A 20,739-nucleotide genomic window follows, 5' to 3' on the forward strand; every position below is an offset into this window, starting at 1 on the left:
AGAGTCAGCACGCTATATCCTTATACAGTCTCTTAATTACTTATGTGTAATCAACCAGCAGTTATGAATGTGCTTGTTACGAGAGAAGTCCAATGGAAGCGTTTTAGCTGAGATGTTCTGAGCTTTGAGACCTAACTCTTCTAGGCCTTCTACATCCATTTTGAAGTGACGCTTGTTGTTAGAGAACACAATCGTGCCTTCTTCACGAAGAAGACGCTTAAGGTTTTCCATCAATTGAATGTGATCACGCTGAACATCAAAAGATTGATCCATACGCTTAGAGTTTGAGAACGTTGGGGGATCAATGAAGATCAGGTCGTAAGAACCCTGCTCTTTAACCAACCACTGTAAGCAGTCAGCTTGAACAAACTGATGTTGACGACCAACACGGCCGTTAAGCTCCATGTTCTGTTTTGCCCACTCAAGGTAGGTATTAGACATATCAACGGTTGTTGTAGAGCGTGCGCCACCCACAGCAGCATGAACAGATGCACTGCCTGTGTAAGCAAATAAGTTAAGGAAATCTTTACCTGCAGCCATTTCGCCAATACGACGACGAGTGATCTTATGATCTAAGAACAAGCCCGTATCTAAGTAGTCATGAAGATTAACAATCAGCTTAACGCCGTATTCGTTCACTTCTAGGTTAGAGGAGTCTTGAGCCATTTTTTGATATTGAGATCGGCCTTTCTGCTTCTGACGAACCTTAAGAACCACGTTGTTTGCTTCAACGCCAGTGACTTGAATAGAAGCACGGATGATATCGGTTAAGCGACGTTTTGCTTTCTCTTCCGGTACATCTTTAGGTGCTGCGTATTCTTGAATCACTAGGTGACCTGGGTATACGTCAATCGCTACATTGTATTCTGGTAAGTCTGCATCGTAGATACGGTAACAATCTAATTGCTCTTTCTTAGCCCACTTGCCAATTTTACCGATGTTCTTTTTAAGACGGTTTGCGAAGTCTGGGGCAATAAGTTGCTCTTGTTCACCCGTTGGACGCTCTGACATCGGACGATCTGAAATTGAGTAGTTCTTTTGGTGACACGGTAACGCACCATTGTTCAATTTGAACTGTTTGTCTGCACGCATACGTAAGCAGCTAAGCAGTTCGTCAGAACTAGAGAAGATTGACGCGTTACAACCGCCAAATTCCGCTTTAAGTTGTGCACCGAATGCCGTGTAAAGTGCAATCAAACCCGGCTCTGTGCCAAGACGCTCACCATAAGGTGGGTTAGAAACAATCACACCATCAGCAAACTCTGTAGGACGCTTAAGCTTTGCAGCATCGCCTACTTCGAATTCAATCAGCTCTTCAACACCAGCACGACGAGCATTGTCACGCGCTGTTTTGATCATGCGCTCGTCATTGTCGTAGCCATAGAACTTACACTCTACTTTCTTAACGCCACGACGACCTTGAACGTTCGCTTCAGCTTTCACTTCAGCCCACAGTTCTGGTTCAAAATCTTCTAGTGATTCAAAACACCACTTCTGGCGTTTAACACCTGGAGCCATGTTCGCAGCCATCATTGCCGCTTCAATCACTAACGTACCTGAACCACACATTGGGTCTAGGAAAGGCTTAGTCGCATCCCAGCCACTACGAAGAAGAATCGCAGCAGCAAGGGTTTCACGCAATGGTGCTCGGCCTGATTCTGGACGGTAACCACGTTGGTGAAGACCGCTACCTACCATATCAACACCAAGAATCGCTTTATCACGATGTAGACGAACGTGAATACGAATATCTGGATTTTCTTTGCTGATAGACGGACGAGGCAAAGACTTTTTCTCAAAGCTATCAACAACGGCATCTTTTACTTTCATCGCACCGTATTGGCTATTACGGATTTCGTTGTTTGTACCGTTAAAGTCAACAACAAAACGCTTAGAGCTATGGAATTGATTTACCCAGTTAACCGCAGTGGTTGATAGGTACAAATCCATGTCGTCCATACAAGTGAATTCAGAAAGGACACGTACAAATCTAGAAGCCAAACGACTCCATAAACAACAACGATAAATTTGCTCATTGGTCGCTTTGAATTTAACACCTGCTTGAACAGGTTTTGCATTTGTAATCCCTAGTTGGGTTAGTTCTTCAACTAATAAATTCTCAAGGCCGTTTGAGGTAACCGCTAGATATTGATTCATAGTGTTCTTTTATTGATAAAAATTAGCTCGATTATACCTGAATTTGTTATTAGAGCATCACACTAAACTTGTCTTTTCATTGAATCTTTCGACTAACTGGCTAGCAAACACACAGTCATGAAGCGATCGCTTACCCACATCCCCTTAGAACATAAGACTTATCGAATCAGCACAATTTATGACCAAACATCGACCAATGCGGCAGTGTGAATTTATATTCACCTTAAAATTGGTATATACCAGATACAATTTAAGACTGAAAGTTAGCTACAAAAGCACAAAAACAGGGAATAAAGGGAGGTAATTTACACTTCTGCCGATGAAAATAGGCAGAAATTAAGATGAAAAAACAGTCACAAGTTCACTAATTAAATAGTTAAGCGGTGATGTATTTATCTGGATGAGGTTTTTTAGGCACAAAAAAATCGGCTATTGAGCCGATTCTAAGGAAGGTTTGATAGGTTTATGCGTTGCAATGTGTGTTAGAAATGATGAACTAAACTGGGGAATTAACCGACCATTGCAATATGTGTATGGTGAAAATGAAGAATAGAGTTCGCGTCTACCATCCTATCGTGCATCACTTTAATCGAGTCTCCAAAGCGTAACCCTTTTGAAGGTGTGAGCAGAAACTCTTCTAAGTCGACAAATGCACATAGGCTCGCACACTCTCCCACCTCTAATACAATGAAGTAACCTAGGCTGTGCTCGTTATTCATTTGTACGATATCCCCTTCTTGAGGAGATTCGTGGCCAGCGCCTTGTGAATCGAAGAACCAGCTTTTAGGCTGTACAGGCTTGTGGAAGCGCTTTGCTGCCACGCAATATAGTGCGAGTTCAGCTTGGCGAGGCTCAGACAATTCTAAGCCAGAAATTTGTTCTTTGAAGGTTTGGTATGAAGATGCGTCATCAACGGTGAATTCATTATCTCTAAACGCGCAGTCCACCAGCTTATTGCGGACCAGATTCGTTTTGAAAATCATATCCTCTCCGAGGTTTAGCATTAATGAACATTGCTGCTCATCGTAATACCAACTCCATGTATCGCTAGGTTTAAGCATCATTTCGTCTCACACTGTTGAACCATTCCATTAGGTAAAACGCAAAATTACCTTCAATTACAGTAATTTTACTGAGCAATAGGCAAAAAAAAAGAGGAAATGAATTCCTCTTTCTTATCGCTTCTCTCTACAACTCAGTGAGTTACAGTGTCTCTTTTAGTAAGACGATGCCAAATTATAGCTTTCCTAAAATAACCAAATCTTTTTGATAACTCTGTTTATATAAGCTCTGGGTTTATAAGTACTGGGTTTATAAAAGATCTGGTTTTCGGGGGGCTATAAATTTTTAACGATGTCGCCTACCAGACCAGGGCCTTTGTAGATGAAACCAGAGTAAACTTGTACAAGCTTCGCGCCTGCCATCATTTTCTCTTTTGCAGCAACATACGAATCAACACCACCTACCCCGATGATCGGTAATGCGTCACCAAGTTCTTCGTGAAGTTTACGAACTACTTCCGTACTGCGAGATTGAACTGGGCGTCCACTTAGGCCACCCGCTTCATCGCAATGTTTCATGCCTTCAACGATTGAACGATCCAATGTTGTGTTTGTTGCGATCACACCATCGATCTTATTTTTGATCAATGATTCACAAATTTGGCTAATTTCGTCATCACTTAGATCCGGAGCAATCTTAAGAGCAAGAGGAACATATTTACCATGCTTCTCTTCTAATTCAGATTGTTTCGCTTTAAGTTCAGACAATAGATCGTCTAGAGCTTCGCCGTATTGTAGAGAACGAAGTCCAGGAGTATTTGGTGAAGAGATGTTCACAGCAATATAACCAGCGTATTGATATACCTTCTCCATACAGATCAAGTAATCTTCAGCGCCCTTTTCAATTGGTGTGTCTTTGTTCTTACCGATGTTGATACCTAAGATGCCGTCGTAGTTCGACTTCTTAACGTTCTCAATAAGGTTGTCGACGCCTAGGTTATTGAACCCCATGCGGTTGATGATACCTTCAGCTTCAACAAGACGGAATAAACGAGGTTTATCGTTACCCGCTTGTGGACGAGGAGTCACCGTTCCTACTTCTACGAAACCAAAACCCATTGCGCCAAATGCATCAATACATTCGCCGTTTTTATCTAGGCCAGCCGCTAGGCCTACTGGGTTTTTAAAAGTAAGACCCATGCATTCTACAGGTCGATTAGGTAATTGTTGGCGATACAAAAGATCAATAGGAGTGCCTGTGAAGCGTTTGAAATTTTGAATTGCAAGATCATGTGCCTTTTCGGCATCAAGTTGGAAAAAGCCAGTTCTGGCTAGACGGTAGAGCATTGTGCCTCCGATAGAAAAAAGCCCCGTGTAAACGGGGCGATATTATTTACTTATTTACCCAACTATTCAATCTATTACTGTCTGTAAGGGTAAGATAATCGAGTTTGTTAGCGAATGAGGTTCTTTATTAAGCAAACGTTATCGTTTCTGCAGTCAGTTTACTCATTTCTAGTCTCTAGTCTCTAGTCTCTAGTCTCTAGTCTCTAGTCTCTAGTCTCTAGTCTCTAGCATATTACAGCCACCCGCTCTTTTAACAACAAACAAGGTTCCGTCGAAGTGGGTCCGTCAAAAATCATTAGACCTATTGATGCCACTTTATAGAACGAAAAAGGCAGACCTTATGGCCTTAATGCCGATCGTTTAAGAAGACTTGAACGATCTTGCAGTTAGCAGATAATCCCCATCAACAACGTTGATGGGGATTTTTTATGCTTGAACAAGAATTAGCAATGGCACACGAGACCATTGAAGATGCCGACAATTATGAATCTGTCGTCGACGCCATTCAGATTGAGTGGATAGAACAAGCTCTTCTTGAAACCAATAAAGCGAGCATAAGACGACGCCGACTTCCCGCTCAGCAAGCTGTCTGGTTAGTTATTTGGATGGGGCTGCAACGCAACATGTCTATCAAAGAGGTATGCAGTTCATTAGACATTGCACTTCAGCCTAAACCTGAAGATAGCTGGTCTCGTGTTGCACCCAGTGTCCTAACTGATTCACGCCGACGTCTAGATGAGAGTCCGTTAGCGGCTCTGTTTCACACAACGGTAAAGGCTTGGAACGGAGATATCCTTCAACAAGACAAAGACTTAGAGCTTAATGTTCTTGCTGTCGATGGAACAACATTTCGGTGTCAGGATTCCCCAGAGAACGCTGAACAATTTGGGTTCATCTCCAAAAAATTGAAACCTTACCCTCAACTTCGTTTAGTCGCTTTGATGTCAACAGAAACTCGAATGATTATGGGGGCGGCTTTTGATGGTTGTCATGTCGGTGAAACGACCTTAGCTAAGCGCCTATTCAATGACATCCCCGCACACTCATTGACCTTATTTGATCGTTGTTATTTCTCGGCAGACCTTTTGCTGTCCTGGCAAGAGAGTGCGGAAAATGCGCACTGGTTAATGCCTGCAAAACGTAAACTACGCTATGAAGTGTTGGAGAAATATGCGGAGAACGACATGCTTATCTCAATGCCTATCTCTCCTCAAGCTCAACGGCAGAATCCGAATTTACCCGCACGTTGGGAAGCCAGATTAGTCCTATATCAAGAGCCAAAAGGTGAGATAAAAGGTTTTATTACTTCACTTACAGACCCTAGTAAATACTCGCTAGAAAGCCTGCTGCGTATTTATTGGCAACGCTGGGAGATAGAAGAAGGTTATGGTGAAATTAAACAGACTCAACTGCAAAGTCACGTCACTTTACGAAGTCGTTTTTCTGCCGGTGTGAAGCAAGAGCTTTGGGGCGTATTACTTGCCTATAACTTAGTGCGATTAGAGATGGTTAAGATAGCTTCAGAAGCCGGGGTTCGAGCGACTAGGGTCAGTTTTACCGCCGCAATTAACCTTATTGATGCGCAATTACGTTGGTTAGCTTTAAGTCCAGACGGAACTCTACCTGTAAAACTGAAAAGGATGAGAGAAAGTTTGAGTCACTTCATTCTTCCAGATAAAAGAAAGGACCGAACGTTTCCACGTTCAGTCCTCTTTGTCCCAGCCAAATATCCGTTCAGATTCAAGCAGTAATGCTTATCCGAACGGCATTAGACCTTATGGCCTGCCCTTGTGTCTTTCGTTTTTATCTAATCGCTAATCTGTCGACATGCAATTTAGATTTAACAACATCAATTCACGCAGTGCTACTGAGAACTTGGCAAACTCATGAACCGAACCTACTTTGAATTCGTTCAAGATGCTTTCCCAACGATGTAAAGAAACCGAGTTACTTTCCATCCAATCATCAAGCGCTTTAATCACATCGAGGTCTGAAGCACAACCGCAGTTAAGCACTTGGCCAGTTAGCTGACGTTGCTGCCAATCCAGATCTTCTCTGAATGCTGCACGTGCCAGCGCTTGCCAGTTGTTGTCGACTGCTTGGCCATTGATTTGTTTCAAGAACCAGTGCAGAGACAAACGGTCGCCAAGGTTGAAGTAAAGCTTAGACGCTTGTTGTACCGTTTTACCCGTCTCACGAGCCACTGTGGATATATCCAGTGCTGAGTACAAGCTAGACAAACGCGCGACTGAATTAGCCAACTCAGCGTTTACGCCTTGGTCAATCCATAGCTGTGCCATTGCGTTATGCTCTTCTACTTCAGAAGCCACTAGGTTTTCATCCAGTTTCTCTGTGATAGTAAGAACATCACCTTGGTAAAGTTCAATCAGTGCTTTCACTGACTGTTTACCGGTACGGTTTCTTAACAACCAACGAGCCAAGCGACGAAGTGTACGGCGAACATGGTAGATCAATTCGTATTGAGCTTCAGAACTTGAAACATTGTCCAGTTCACGGATGCTCTTCAGAACTTTGCCAAGACCGTAGATTTCACGTGATGCCGCGTATGCATTGGCAATATCAACGATATTTGCGCCCGTCTCTTCTTGCAGACGAGTAACGAAGTTACAACCCATCTCGTTAACCATTTGGTTAGCCAGTGCCGTCGCAATGATTTCAGAGCGTAGTGGATGGTTATCCATATGCTGAGAATAGTTACGACGTAACGCTGTTGGGAAGTATTGCATAAGCTGTTGGGCATGGAATTCATCATTAGCGATATCATCACTAACAAGATCTTCTTTAAGTACCATTTTACCGTAAGCGACAAGTACAGAAAGCTCTGGTCTTGTTAGACCTTGACCCTGCTTTTCACGCTCAAGCAATGTTTCGTCATCTGGGATGTATTCCAAACCACGATCCAAGTACCCTGCTTTTTCCATTGTATGAATAAAGCGGATCTGCTCTTTTACTAAGCCAACACCTTGATGCTCAGTAACCGAAATAGACTCAGCTTGGCAATATGCGTCGTCTAATACGATTTCGCCCACTTCATCTTCCATCGATTCAAGCACTTGGTTACGTTGCTTAACGGTTAGATCACCATTAGACACCAAGCCATTCAAGAAGATCTTAATGTTTACTTCATTATCCGAACAGTCAACACCACCAACGTTATCAACAGAGTCAGTATTAACTCGGCCACCCGTCAACGCGTATTCAATACGACCCAGTTGAGTCATACCCAAGTTACCACCTTCACCAACAACCTTAGCTTTCAGGTCACGGCCATCGATACGAAGCACGTCATTTGCACGGTCACCAACATCTGTATGAGTCTCATTTGAAGACTTAACGTAAGTACCGATACCGCCATTCCAAAGAAGATCAACCTGCATAGACAAGATCGCTTTGATCAAGTCATTCGGTGCCATTGATGCTTTCTTAGTACCCAGCATTTTCTGAATTTCAGGCGTCAGGGAGATAGACTTCGCTCGACGAGAGAAGATGCCACCACCTTGAGAAATCAAGTCTTTGTTGTAATCTTCCCAGCTTGAGCGAGGTAGATTAAACAAGCGCTCACGCTCTACCCAGCTTGATGCTGATTCTGGGTTCGGATCGATGAAGATATGCATGTGGTTAAACGCAGCTTGCATACGAATATGCTTAGACAACAGCATGCCGTTACCAAACACATCGCCCGCCATATCACCGACACCGATAGCGGTGAAGTCCGTTGTTTGACAGTTGATGCCCATTTCACGGAAGTGACGCTTAACAGATTCCCAACCACCTTTCGCCGTGATACCCATGGCTTTATGGTCGTAACCGTTAGAACCACCAGAGGCAAACGCATCGCCTAACCAGAAGTTGTATTCAGCAGATACTGAGTTTGCTAGATCTGAGAACGTTGCGGTACCTTTATCGGCGGCAACAACCAAATACGGATCATCTTCATCGTGACGAACAACGCTCTTAGGTGGGATAACCTCACCTTCAATGATGTTGTCTGATACGTCTAGTAGTGCACGGATGAAGCGCTTGTAACAACGTTGACCTTCAGCGAAGATCTCGTCTCGGCCAGACATAGTGTGCTGACGCTTACAAACGAAACCACCTTTTGCACCAACCGGTACAATGACTGTGTTCTTAACTTGCTGTGCTTTAACTAGGCCTAGAATCTCAGTACGGAAATCCTCTTGACGGTCTGACCAACGTAAACCACCACGAGCAACTTTACCGCCTCGTAGATGCACACCTTCAATATCAGGTGCGTAAACGAAGATCTCAAACGCAGGAACCGGCGCTGGGATATCTGGGATCTCACTTGGTCTCATTTTCAGAGCCAACCAAGGTTTAGACTGTTTGTTGTCGTCCAACTGATAGTAGTTAGTACGAAGCGTTGCAGTGATCATTTCCATGTAACGACGAATGATACGATCATCATCCAAGCTTTCTACATGATCCAACTGTTCAGTGATCTTCTTGATAAGATCTTGTTGGCCTTTCGCGCTGCCTTTCAATTTAGGGTCAAAACGCTTGCCGAATAAACTCACTAACCCTTTCGCTAGATCTGGGTAATGAGACAATGTGTCTTCAATGTATTGTTGGCTGAATGGGAAACCCACTTGACGCATGTAACGCGCATACGCACGTAAGATTGAGATTTCACGACCAGAAAGACCCGCACCCAATACCAAGCGGTTGAAACCATCGCTGTCTAACTCACCCTCCCAAATTGCCGCAAAGGCTTGTTGGAAAAGATCGCGAGCTTCACGAAGATCAATCGTCTTATCACTCTTATGCAGCATCGAGAAATCAAGGATCCAATAAGTCACCCCGTTGGTTTTACGCACTTCATAAGGTGATTCACCAATAACGCGCAAGCCAAAGTTTTCAAGCATTGGCATCACATCAGACAGGTGAATTGGCTCATCACTGTGGTAGAACAGCTTCAAACGAACGGCTTTAGAGTCGGTAGCCTCTTCTTGAGGGCGGTAGAAAAGCATGCCAAGTTTGTTGTCTTCACTTAGTGCTTCTAGACGCTCAATGTCTGCAACCGCAGAACCAGGCATCATGTCTTCTTTGTACGAACGTGGGAATGCACGCATGTACTCTTTCGATAACGGAAGACCTTTGCTCTCACCGAAGTTAGCAACGATTGATTCAGACAGGCGGTCATCCCACGTAGACGATACTTCCATTAAATTTTGCTCAATTGTTTTCACGTCCACATCCATGTTGTTGTTATCAACACGAACAATATAGTGCGTTCTTGCTAGCGGGCTTTCAGAGAAATAGGTTGTGAATTCTACTTCCTGCTCACAACCAAAGTACTGCTTCAAGATGCGTTGTGTTTGACGGCGAAGCTCGGTGTTGTAACGATCTTTGGTTACGTAAACCATGCAACTAAAGAAACGGCCAAACGGGTCTTTGCGTACAAACAAGCGCAGAAGATCGCGATCTTGCATTTGAACTACGCCAGTACCGACCTCTAGCAGCTCTTCTTCTCGAGCTTGAAGCAGTTCATCACGCGGATAGTTTTCTAGAATATTGTGCAGTGCTTTGTAAGAGTATGACCCCTCACGGTAACCACTCGCGTCTAAGATACGCTCTACTTTTTCGCGAACTAGAGGAATGCTTTCAACGGTTTGGTTATAAACGGCAGAAGTGTAAAGACCAGTAAAGCGATGCTCACCAATGACCTTACCTTTCTTATCAAATTTCTTAATACCGATGTAATCGTTGTAAGCTGGGCGGTGAATGCGTGAAGCCGTGTTGCCCTTGGTTACGATAAGTACATACGGTTTTTTTGCTTCAAGACGTGCCGAATCCGAAAACTCAGACAGCTTAACGTTACGCACACGATCTGAATTCGCAAACAAACCAAGACCTTGCTCCTTAGTCGGTTGCAGTTCTGTGTCGCCATTTACAGAAACAAGGTCATATTCCTTGTAGCCCATAAACGTAAAGTTGTGCTCGCCTAACCAACGAAGAAACGCCAACGTCTCATCAAAACGTTGACCGTCTACAGGAATGCTCTCTTTTTGCTTTTCAACTTGATTAGTTACTTGCTCAAGTTTTTCAACCATCTTCAGCCAATCGTTCACGACTAAACCGGTATCGGTAAAGATATCCAGCAGTTCCGTTTTAAGCGCTGTCATTTCAGCTTTGCTGCTAAGACGGTCTACTTCGATATGGAAAAGCGATTGGAATGCACCTTCGTTATTGCTAACGCCGACAACACTGCCCTTATCAGAGCGTGAGATTTGTGTTGGATTGTGAAGCATAAGGTGAGAAGAAAGGTCTAGGCGAGTCAGCGCCATTTTTACAGAGTCTACAAGGAATGGGCTATCTGGTACGACTATCTCAACGATAGTGTGAGTAGATTGCCAACCTTGACGACTTACTGTCGGGTTAAAAACACGAACAGAGATTTGGTCAGCTTTCTTTTCATTGATGTGATGCCATAAGCTAACTACAGCACCGTATAAATCGGATTCGTTTCTCTGAGTTAAATCGTCGTGAGAAACATTACTAAACAAGTGTTGAGCAAGTTGAGTTACGAGAGGTCGATGAGCAAGGTCAAGTTTGTCTTGAATCAGTTTGTACACTTTTTCAAGTAAAACTGGAACCACAGTTTCACGTGCGGTCATAGTCACACTCCACAATTAGAATTTTATTTTATTATTAGGGGGCTTACTTAAGCTAGCGTTTGAATGAAGCCTTAAAGGCCAGTTCTACTAACGAGTTAAGCAAAGGTAATGCATTCATTTATTGTAAAAGCATTATTGATAAATAGTTAATTGTTTTAGAGGTGGTAAGAGGTGAAATGTTTGATTATGTGATTAAGATTCCCTTTAACTCACTAGGCACACCAAGCTTTACAGAGCTTCTAACTTAATAAACTTATTTTTTTGGTCAGTTGTTAACCTAAACTGTCCTCTAACCCCTATTTGTGTAAGAAATGGTCTGAATCGAGTTGCAGGTAACTGTAGGCGTAACCCCGTTGTTGTTACTACTTGAACTTTACTTGCAGCGCCCGAGTAGCTAGCCAAAAACTGCTGATATGAGATGTTAAGTTGGAAAATATAGCGATTCATACGATACCTGTATAAATATACAGTGCCGGTGTTTTTTGGCACAAAACAATGTCTGAAAGTGAAACTGAGCTTGAAACTGCTCTAGCTTATCGAAAATTCGATAAACCAGAAACAAAAAATCAGTGGCAGATATTCTCTACCACTGATGACTTTTCGTTACTAGTAAACTGTTTATTAGCAAACAGTTACTAGCATACAGTTTACCTGAATGAGCGGCTGACTTAAGCCTCTAGTGCTTTTGCCACTTTCTCGAATAGGTCATTCGCTAGGTTGTCCATGTTCTTCAGAGTCTCAAGTTCTTTTTTGATTAGAGCTTGGCGTTCATCATCGTACTTACGGAACTTAAGTAGCGGGTCAATCAAACGTGAAGCCACTTGCGGGTTGCTGCTGTTCAGTTCACGTAGGATCTCGCCCGCAAACGCATAACCTTGTCCTGACTTGGCGTGGAATTGAACCGGGTTCATGTTTAAGAACGAACCTACCAAGTTACGAGTACGGTTCGGGTTCTTCAAGCTGAACGCTTGGTGCGACATCGACGCTTTAATCACTTCAAGTGCATTAGAGCTTGGGTTTGAACCTTGCAATGCAAACCACTTATCCATGACAAGACCATCGTGTTTCCACTTGTCGCTGTAATCCGCCATCAAGGTTTCACGACATGGTAGTTGCGCACTGTTCGCCGCGCCCATTGCAGCCATTGTATCTGTCATGTTGTTTGCTTGTTGGTACATAGCAACAACCAAGTCATTACCCTTTTCAGTATGCGCTAAGTAACTTAGACAAACTTTACGTAGAGTACGCTTGCCAATCGAATCGTGATCGATCGTGTATTCTGTTAATGCATGGCTGTGATAAACCGCTGCTAACTCGTCTTCAAGTTCTGCAGCTAGTGTTACTTTCATTGAGTTAAGAACAGATGCGACCGCATCAATATCAACGCGCTCATACCAACCCGACACTTCGTTATGACTTGGAAGAGAAAGCATTTCTGCAATAAACGCAGGTTCTAGTGAATCACTAAGCAGTACCCCGCGGAATGCATCAACAACAGAAGCAGAAAGTTCAAACTTTTGACCTTGTTGAACGTTATCTACGTTACTACGGATGTATTTCGCTAGCAGCATTTGACCCGCATCCCAACGCGAAAATTCATTGCGAGCATTAACCATCAAGAAGATAAGTTCTTCATCTGAATAGTCGTACTCCAGTTTCACTGGTGCAGAAAATTCACGCAGTAGCGATGGGATCGGTTGCTCTGAAACGTTTTCAAACACGAACGTTTGTACCGCTTCTTTCACATCAAGTACGTTGTGAACTGGCTTTCCGTTACATTGTAACTCAACAACTTCTCCAGCAGCTGTGTATAACTCGATATCAAAAGGAATATGCAGAGCTTGCTTTTCCGTTTGCTCATGAGTTGGAGCCGTTACTTGGCGAGTTGTTAACGTATACTCTTTTTTGTCTGCGTCGTAGTGACTTTCAACAGACAGCGTCGGCGTACCAGACTGGCTGTACCATAGACGGAACTGAGACAGGTCAACGCCTGACGCATCTTCCATTGCAGCAACGAAATCTTCACAAGTTGCAGCGGTACCATCGTGACGTTCAAAGTAAAGCTTCATGCCTTTTTGGAAGCCGTCTTCACCCAACAATGTGTGGATCATTCGGATCACTTCGCTGCCCTTTTCGTACACAGTCAATGTGTAGAAGTTATTCATTTCTATCACTTTTTCAGGACGAATTGGGTGAGACATTGGACTTGCATCTTCTGCGAATTGTGGACCGCGAATAATACGAACATTGTTGATTCGGTTTACTGCGCGAGAACCAAGATCAGATGAGAACTCTTGGTCACGGAATACGGTTAAGCCTTCTTTCAAGCTTAACTGGAACCAATCGCGACATGTCACTCGGTTACCCGTCCAGTTATGGAAATATTCATGGCCAATTACCGCTTCAATACCTAGGTAATCTGTATCCGTTGCCGTTTGGTCGTTTGCTAAAACAAACTTAGAGTTGAATACGTTTAGACCTTTATTTTCCATCGCACCCATGTTGAAGAAATCAACGGCTACGATCATGTAGATGTCTAAGTCATATTCAAGATTGAAACGCTCTTCGTCCCACTTCATTGAGTTAATTAAAGAAACCATCGCGTGGTTCGCACGGTCTAAATTGCCTTTGTCGACAAAGATTTCTAGATCAACTTTGCGGCCTGATTGAGTCGTGTAAGCGTCACGAAGTACATCAAAATCACCGGCAACAAGAGCAAACAAGTAAGCAGGTTTTGGATGTGGGTCTTGCCACTTGACCCAGTGACGACCGTTTTCAGCTTCGCCTTCATCTACACGGTTACCATTACTTAATAAGAATGGGTTTTCGGCTTTGTCTGCGATCACGGTTGTGGTGAATTTCGCCAACACATCTGGGCGATCCATGTAGTAAGTAATACGACGGAAACCTTCAGCTTCACACTGAGTACAGAACGCACCACCCGACTTATACAAACCTTCAAGAGCGCTGTTCCCTTCAGGGTTTACTTCCGTCACGATCGTGAGTGTGAAATCTTTCGGTAGCCCGCTCAGTGTCAGTTGAGTTTCAGATTGCTCAAATTGCTTCCACTCCTGACCCTCAACTAATACAGAAACCAACGTCAAACCTTCACCATCAAGTACTAAGGTCGAACTATCTTTCTCTTGCTTAACACTAGACACCGCCGTAATGATGGACGCTGAATCGTACAAATCGAAAGTAAGATCGATTTGAGAAATAGTGTGAGATGGTGATTGATAATCTTTACGATACTTGGCTTGAGGTGTATGTGCCATGACGGGTTCCTTTTGATCGTTATACGTAATTGTATTTTAACTGTATATATCTAAAGGTTGAGGGCGAAGAACACAAGAGGAATATTGAAAAAAGGAGGCATTGTAGTAAAAGGCCTCCATATTTTGCTATTTTATCAGTCAAATCAGAAAGGAACGGCTAATAAATGAACTGTGAGCCATATTATCAACAAGCCTGACTTTGCACATCAAACTCGCGATTATCGAATGCGATTGAGTACTGCAAACATGTCGCCTTCTTCACCTTGAAGCGTCAACACGTCACTGTTTAATGTATAACGAGTGCCGTGCTCGCCATTTTCATACAGAAGTACCAATTGATCGCCTTCGGTGTAATACACCCCACGACGAACAACTTCACTCCCCACCTCATCGGAAACTCTGAACATAAATACAAAGTCAGGTTGAAGCACTAAATCCATTTTTTGAATGTTACTTGCCCGCAGGTCGCTTCCTGAAAGCTCAGCACTCGACCATATTCCAGCTAAGGCATTGGGCAAGGCCTTAGTGAACATAACACCGTTGAGGTTCAACATATTATGGTTACTGCTATAGGCATAAACTTGAGGTTCAGAGGTGTTTAAACCCAAAATAATGGTATCTTCATTGGCGTTATACAAGCCTTCCCAATGGTCGACACTGTAATCTTTCTTTTGAATATCGATGGAGAACGAGTAGTTTGAATCAAGGGTTAGCTTTATCGCTCTAAAATTTTCAGTACCTTGTTCAGGATCTGGGTTCATCAAATACCAATCACCAAGCAGCAGCGGAAGGTCAAAATGAGATAGATTGCTGTCACTTTTTGATTGCTGATCGCTCGAAGCGACCTCACTCCCAAAAGCAACAAAACTTAAACAAGATAAAAATAGTAGAATCCATTTCATACACGCCCCCTCGTTTTCTTTAAGCTTAGGCACGTAATGAATAGAAAGCGAAAAAATTTGATCTAAGTCACTAAATTTTAAGCGCGAAGTAAACAAATTGTAAATACGAAGTAACTGGGTGCATGATCGCTCACAAAATCGCCCTTTAAAAATGAGTGATTAAGAGTATACCCAAGCATAAATAGACGAGAAATGACCTCTATTTTTGTCAAATCGCAGATACAAAAAAAGCGAGCCTAAGCTCGCTTTTAAAAACCGACACCTTTAACAAGGCACGTTAGCGTCTATTTCTTTATCATATCAAGCATGATAGCGACAGACTCATCAAGATAAGCATCTGGGGCTTCGTAGTCTTTAGGAATATCATCCAACGTTTTAAATGCCTCTAACTTAGCGGCTTTTTGACGTTGATTGATACGCTCTAAACGAAGCACATCCCCATCATCGCTCTCTTGCTGACGTACCTTTTCGTTCAAAGAAAGGTCGTTATCATCTTTATCAGCCTTATATTTTTCAATATCTTGCGCGATAAAGCCAAACTCCATGTCTGTTGCAATACGAGCTTGGTGTTGAGCGGTTAAAGCAGCAACTTGCTCACCGTTACGCTGTAACACTGAGTAGTTGGCTTTATCAATGCTATCCCAAGGCAGAGCATTATCTTCAACACTTTCTCCTGTATCTGCTGGATCAATTGCCGTTGGGTAAGCAATATCAGGCACTACACCTTTGTTTTGCGTACTTCCGCCATTGATTCGGTAGAATTTCTGGATGGTGTATTGAACGTAGCCTAACTCTTTATCGAACAAATCATAAATATGATTCAAAGAGCGGTGTTGTTGCACCGTTCCTTTACCGAAAGAGTTTTCACCAAGGATGATTGCACGACCATAATCTTGCATCGCTGCAGCAAAGATCTCAGATGCTGAGGCACTGTAGCGATTGACCAACACCGTTAATGGACCTTGGTAACTAATTTCGCCATCAGTATCACTGTTCACTTTTACACGACCGTAGCTATCACGAACTTGAACAACGGGTCCCTCTTTGATAAACAAACCAGAGAGTTCAGTTGCTTCAGTGAGTGCACCACCACCGTTGTTTCGCAGATCAACAATAATACCTTCAACACCTTGCTCTTTAAGCTCAGTGATCAGTTTATCGGTATCTTTAGATAGACCAACATAGAAACTTGGTACTTCGAGTACACCAATCTTCTTGCCATCTTTCTCGATAACTTCTGATTTAACAGCGCGGTCTTCTAAACGAATCTTATCGCGTACAATTGTGACAACGTGACTTTTTGCATCTTTACCATCTGGCAAGATCTGTAGTTTAACTTTAGTCCCTTTCGGTCCTTTAATTAATTGCACTACATCGTCTAAACGCCAGCCGATAACATCAACAATCTCTTCGCCATCTTGACCTACACCAACAATACGATCGCCATCACTCAATTGTTTGCTATTTGACGCAGGGCCACCAGCAACGAGAGAGCGAATAACGGTGTAGTCGTCTGTCATTTGAAGTACAGCACCAATCCCTTCTAGAGATAGATTCATCTCCGACTGGAATTGCTCTGCATTTCTTGGAGAAAGGTAACTGGTATGAGGGTCAACTTCTCGCGCGAATGCGTTCATGTAGATCTGGAAAGCATCTTCGTTGTGCGATTGCGTAATACGCTTCATCGCATTGTTGTAACGCTTTTCCAAAACTTCTTGAATCTCTGGCCACTCTTTACCTGTAAGTTTTAGATTCAACGCATCATATTTAACGCGTTTTCTCCAAAGCTCATTTACTTCAGCGATATCTTTTGGCCATTCCGCTTCACTACGATTAAGCTCGATACTTTCATCAGTATCAAATTTAATCTCTGTATCTAGTAAAGACAGCGCATATTGGAAACGTTCAAAACGCTTCTGCATGGACAAATTATAAACATCGAATGCAATTTGGTTATTACCGGCTTTCAGCTGATCATCAATTTGTTTAGATGAAGTAGCGAAAGAATCAATATCCGCTTGAGTGAAGATATTACGATTATAATCCAGCATCTCTAAGTAACGATTAAAGATAGCTTGAGAGAAATCATCGTTGAGATTGAAGTGTTTATAGTGGGAACGAGTAAATCGAGAAGTAACACGCTTACTAGCGGTTTCGTGTTGAACCTCAGGAGCGAGTAGAGGTAAATCGTCCTGATTTAATTTGGCTTCAAGAGCCTGAGCTGAAGCTGCTAGCAAAAAGCCAGCAGCAATCAGTGTCAATTTTGAACGGCATTTCATGCGTAGGAGTATCTCCTTTAAGCGCGCAAGTGCTCCGCTTTAACAACCATTTGTAGGCCGTTTGCTAACTGAACACGCACATCTTCCTTATTGATTTCAACAATGGTCGCAGCCATGTTTCCTGTACCCATGTTCACATTTACTTCTTTGCCAGTGATAAATTCATCAGCGTTCAAAGCACGTGTTTCTACAGGCTTTTCTACTTTCGGTGCTTTAGGCGCTTGACGACGAGGCTGTTGAGCTTTCTTCGCTTTAGCTTTCGCTTTGCCTTCGTCACGAGCTTTCTGTGCTTGTTCTTTACGACGAGCCTGAACTTTCGCTTTGCTTTCTGCAAGTGTCGCTTTAGCGTGCTCAACGTGCTCTTCTTCTAATGTGCCACAAACGTTACCGTCTAGGTCAACACGTTCTGCACCAGCTTTTACGCCGTGCAGGTAACGCCATGATGATGTGTACTGTCTTAACGCTGCACGAAGCTGAGTCTTACTTACTTTTTCGTCTTCATTTAGACGTTCAGCAAGATCTTGAAAAATACCAATTTTAAGTGGTTTCGCTTCACCTTCTAGAGTAAAGCATTTAGGGAAACATTCAGCAACATATGCGATAACTTCTTTGCTGTTTTTTAACTTTTCAGTGTTTTCCATGTGGGTTCCTGGTTTTTGCGGTTTTCCGCGAGCATTAAGAAAATATTTTTACGTATTATAGAGAGATGCTTGGGAAAAACCACAGTAAGAGAATAATTTATGCCTTGTTCGCGTGCGAATTAAGCAGCTTTTCCACTTCTGCCATGAAAAATGTTAGTCCGTCCTCGTCAATTTGAGAAAAACGGCCAACATTTGGGCTATCGATATCAAGAACGCCCGCTATTTTTCCACCAATCGAAAATGGTATAACGATTTCTGAGTTACTTGCAGCGTCACAAGCGATGTGTCCTTCGAATTCATGAACATCATAAATGCGCTGAACTGTATTCGTCGCGACCGCAGTTCCACATACACCACGACCTACTGGAATTCGAACACAAGCTGGTTGACCTTGGAATGGGCCAAGCACAAGTTCGTCTTTTTCCTTAGCTTGGTCTTGCTTCATTAAATAGAAACCAGCCCAATTTAATTCATCCAACTCCATGAATAATAATGAGCTGATATTAGCTAGATTAGCAGTTAGATCGGGTTCTGATTCAATTAATGCGACGGCTTGTTTGGTTAAGCGTTGGTAATGTTCTATTTTCATATTAACTTCCAATTAAATTGAGACTTCCATTATCAAGAGAACGCAGTAAAATGCGGCCATCAAACTAAATAGGACTTATTCTCATTACAATGACCAATTCAGAAGACACTATTAGCCGTTCTTGGTTAATAACTCAAGTAAAAAAACACAAGTCCAAATTACTGTTTGCTAACATTATTGCCATATTTGCAACTCTCATTAGTGTCCCTATCCCGTTGCTCATGCCATTAATGGTTGATGAAGTATTACTTGATAAGCCGGCTTCTGGCTTAGAGATGATGAACCATCTACTTCCAACATCGTTGCAGACACCAACTGGCTATATTGCACTGACTTTGCTGTTAGTCATAATCATGCGTACTGTTAGCCAAGCGTTGAACATTCTACAAGGGCGTCAATTCACGCTTGTCTCAAAAACAATTACCTATCAAATGCGCAGCAAAATGATAGATAAGCTTGGCCGCATTAGTATTAGACAATACGAGACCAAAGGCAGCGGCGGTATTAATGCTCACCTGATAACAGACATAGAAACGATAGATAAGTTCATTGGCTCGACCCTTTCTAAATTTATCATCAGCTTCCTGACCGTGTTCGGTACCGCTATCGTGTTGCTATGGTTAGAGTGGCGTTTAGGACTGTTCATTTTACTGGTCAATCCTGTTGTGATTTATTTCTCCCGTAAACTAGGCAGCAGGGTCAAACACCTTAAAAAGTACGAGAACCAATCTTTCGAGCGCTTTCAGAACCGTTTGGTGGAAACCTTAGACGGTATTTATCAACTGCGTGCAGCAAATAAAGAGCGCATCTTTCTCGATGAACTTAAGGCTCAAGCAAACCAAGTAAGAATCGATGCAGATAAATACGCTTGGCAATCGGAAGCAGCTGGCCGAGTTTCGTTTCTGCTGTTCCTATTAGGTTTCGAGCTTTTCCGTGCCGTCGCGATGCTAATGGTGTTATTCAGTGACTTAACTATTGGTCAGATTTTCGCAGTCTTTGGCTACTTATGGTTTATGTTAGGCCCGGTTCAAGAGCTGCTAGGGATTCAATTCTCTTGGTATAGCGCGAAAGCAGCGCTGCAGCGCATCAACGACCTTCTTCAGTTAGAAGAAGAGAAGCGCCCTGTCAGTAAAGTGAACCCCTTTAATGAAGATCAAGAAGTGACAGTCGACATCGAAGACGTTACATTCTCTTACACATTAGAAAACACTGTTTTAAATAGGCTATCGCTGCACATTCCTGCAGGTAAGAAAGTCGCTTTGGTGGGTGCGAGTGGTGGTGGTAAATCTACGTTAATCCAGTTACTGATTGGTGTTTATCAAGCGGACTCTGGATGCATTCGTTATAACGGTGAAACCACCGACGACATCAGTTTCGATGTAATACGCAGTCAAATTGCCGTTGTTTTACAACAACCTATACTTTTTAACGATACATTAAGGCATAATCTGACCCTTGGTGCTGAATACGATGAAATGTCGTTGTGGCGGGCACTTGAAGTCTCTCAAATGCAAGATGTCATCAAGCAACTGAGTCATGGTTTAGATACACAAATTGGTAGGAATGGCGTTCGACTGTCTGGCGGGCAACGACAACGCTTAGCTATAGCCCGAATGGTGCTGAGCAATCCTAAGTTTGTTATTCTAGATGAAGCGACATCAGCACTCGATACAGCAACAGAGTCAGCACTGCATAAAGCGCTGAGCGAGTTTTTGAAAGATCGCACAACTTTGATAGTGGCTCATCGATTATCAGCGGTGAAACAGGCCGATCTAATCTATGTTTTAGAAGATGGGCAAGTTACACAGACAGGAACACATGGTGAATTGGTTGAACAACAAGGATTATATCAAACACTCTATGGCAGTGTGCAATCGCACGCCTGATGTTTA

12 protein-coding genes are annotated in these 20,739 nt (G+C 42.9%); 2 read left to right on the forward strand and 10 right to left on the reverse strand.

Annotated elements, in window-relative coordinates; genetic code table 11:
* Nucleotides 1-36 precede the first annotated feature (36 nt).
* The 3 genes from rlmKL to pyrD all read right to left on the reverse strand — a co-directional run bounded on the left by rlmKL (nt 37) and on the right by pyrD (nt 4,505).
* A complete protein-coding gene (gene rlmKL / locus OCV44_RS07710; RefSeq protein WP_086049469.1) occupies nt 37-2,157 on the reverse strand; it encodes a bifunctional 23S rRNA (guanine(2069)-N(7))-methyltransferase RlmK/23S rRNA (guanine(2445)-N(2))-methyltransferase RlmL in 2,121 nt (706 codons plus the stop codon).
* 509 nt (nt 2,158-2,666) lie between these two features.
* Nucleotides 2,667-3,221 carry a cell division protein ZapC gene (locus OCV44_RS07715; protein ID WP_086049470.1) on the reverse strand — a complete coding sequence of 185 codons (555 nt, stop codon included), beginning with the start codon at nt 3,219-3,221 and terminating at the stop codon, nt 2,667-2,669.
* Nucleotides 3,222-3,494: 273 nt separating this feature from the next.
* Nucleotides 3,495-4,505, reverse strand: coding sequence for a quinone-dependent dihydroorotate dehydrogenase (gene pyrD / locus OCV44_RS07720; protein WP_139686079.1), 1,011 nt, complete (start codon nt 4,503-4,505; stop codon nt 3,495-3,497).
* A gap of 428 nt (nt 4,506-4,933) precedes the next feature.
* On the opposite strand from pyrD, the gene OCV44_RS07725 reads away from it, so the two are divergent.
* Nucleotides 4,934-6,256, forward strand: a complete 1,323-nt coding sequence (locus tag OCV44_RS07725; protein WP_261900919.1) for an IS4-like element ISVbsp1 family transposase — start codon at nt 4,934-4,936, stop codon at nt 6,254-6,256.
* 63 nt (nt 6,257-6,319) lie between these two features.
* On the opposite strand, the gene OCV44_RS07730 is transcribed toward OCV44_RS07725, so the two are convergent.
* The 7 genes from OCV44_RS07730 to OCV44_RS07760 form a co-directional block, all read right to left on the reverse strand.
* A complete protein-coding gene (locus OCV44_RS07730; RefSeq protein ID WP_139685797.1) occupies nt 6,320-11,161 on the reverse strand; it encodes an NAD-glutamate dehydrogenase in 4,842 nt (1,613 codons plus the stop codon).
* 228 nt (nt 11,162-11,389) lie between these two features.
* Nucleotides 11,390-11,608, reverse strand: coding sequence for a DUF2835 domain-containing protein (locus tag OCV44_RS07735; RefSeq protein WP_139685798.1), 219 nt, complete (start codon nt 11,606-11,608; stop codon nt 11,390-11,392).
* A 221-nt stretch (nt 11,609-11,829) separates the two neighbouring features.
* Entirely contained in the window at nt 11,830-14,436 is a 2,607-nt protein-coding gene (pepN, locus tag OCV44_RS07740; protein WP_139685799.1) for an aminopeptidase N, read from the reverse strand.
* Nucleotides 14,437-14,654: 218 nt separating this feature from the next.
* Nucleotides 14,655-15,338, reverse strand: coding sequence for a hypothetical protein (locus tag OCV44_RS07745; RefSeq protein ID WP_009846656.1), 684 nt, complete (start codon nt 15,336-15,338; stop codon nt 14,655-14,657).
* 284 nt (nt 15,339-15,622) lie between these two features.
* On the reverse strand, nt 15,623-17,617 hold the full coding sequence (gene prc, locus OCV44_RS07750) for a carboxy terminal-processing peptidase (protein WP_139685800.1): 1,995 nt from the start codon (nt 17,615-17,617) through the stop codon (nt 15,623-15,625).
* Nucleotides 17,618-17,634: 17 nt separating this feature from the next.
* On the reverse strand, nt 17,635-18,258 hold the full coding sequence (gene proQ, locus OCV44_RS07755; protein WP_009846654.1) for an RNA chaperone ProQ: 624 nt from the start codon (nt 18,256-18,258) through the stop codon (nt 17,635-17,637).
* A 97-nt stretch (nt 18,259-18,355) separates the two neighbouring features.
* Nucleotides 18,356-18,847 carry a GAF domain-containing protein gene (locus OCV44_RS07760; protein ID WP_086049475.1) on the reverse strand — a complete coding sequence of 164 codons (492 nt, stop codon included), beginning with the start codon at nt 18,845-18,847 and terminating at the stop codon, nt 18,356-18,358.
* Nucleotides 18,848-18,936: 89 nt separating this feature from the next.
* On the opposite strand from OCV44_RS07760, the gene OCV44_RS07765 reads away from it, so the two are divergent.
* Nucleotides 18,937-20,733, forward strand: a complete 1,797-nt coding sequence (locus OCV44_RS07765; RefSeq protein ID WP_139685801.1) for an ABC transporter ATP-binding protein — start codon at nt 18,937-18,939, stop codon at nt 20,731-20,733.
* Nucleotides 20,734-20,739: the final 6 nt, after the last annotated feature.

Origin of the sequence: Vibrio tasmaniensis (genome assembly GCF_024347635.1) — a bacterium.
GTDB classification, from domain to species: Bacteria; Pseudomonadota; Gammaproteobacteria; order Enterobacterales; family Vibrionaceae; genus Vibrio; species Vibrio tasmaniensis.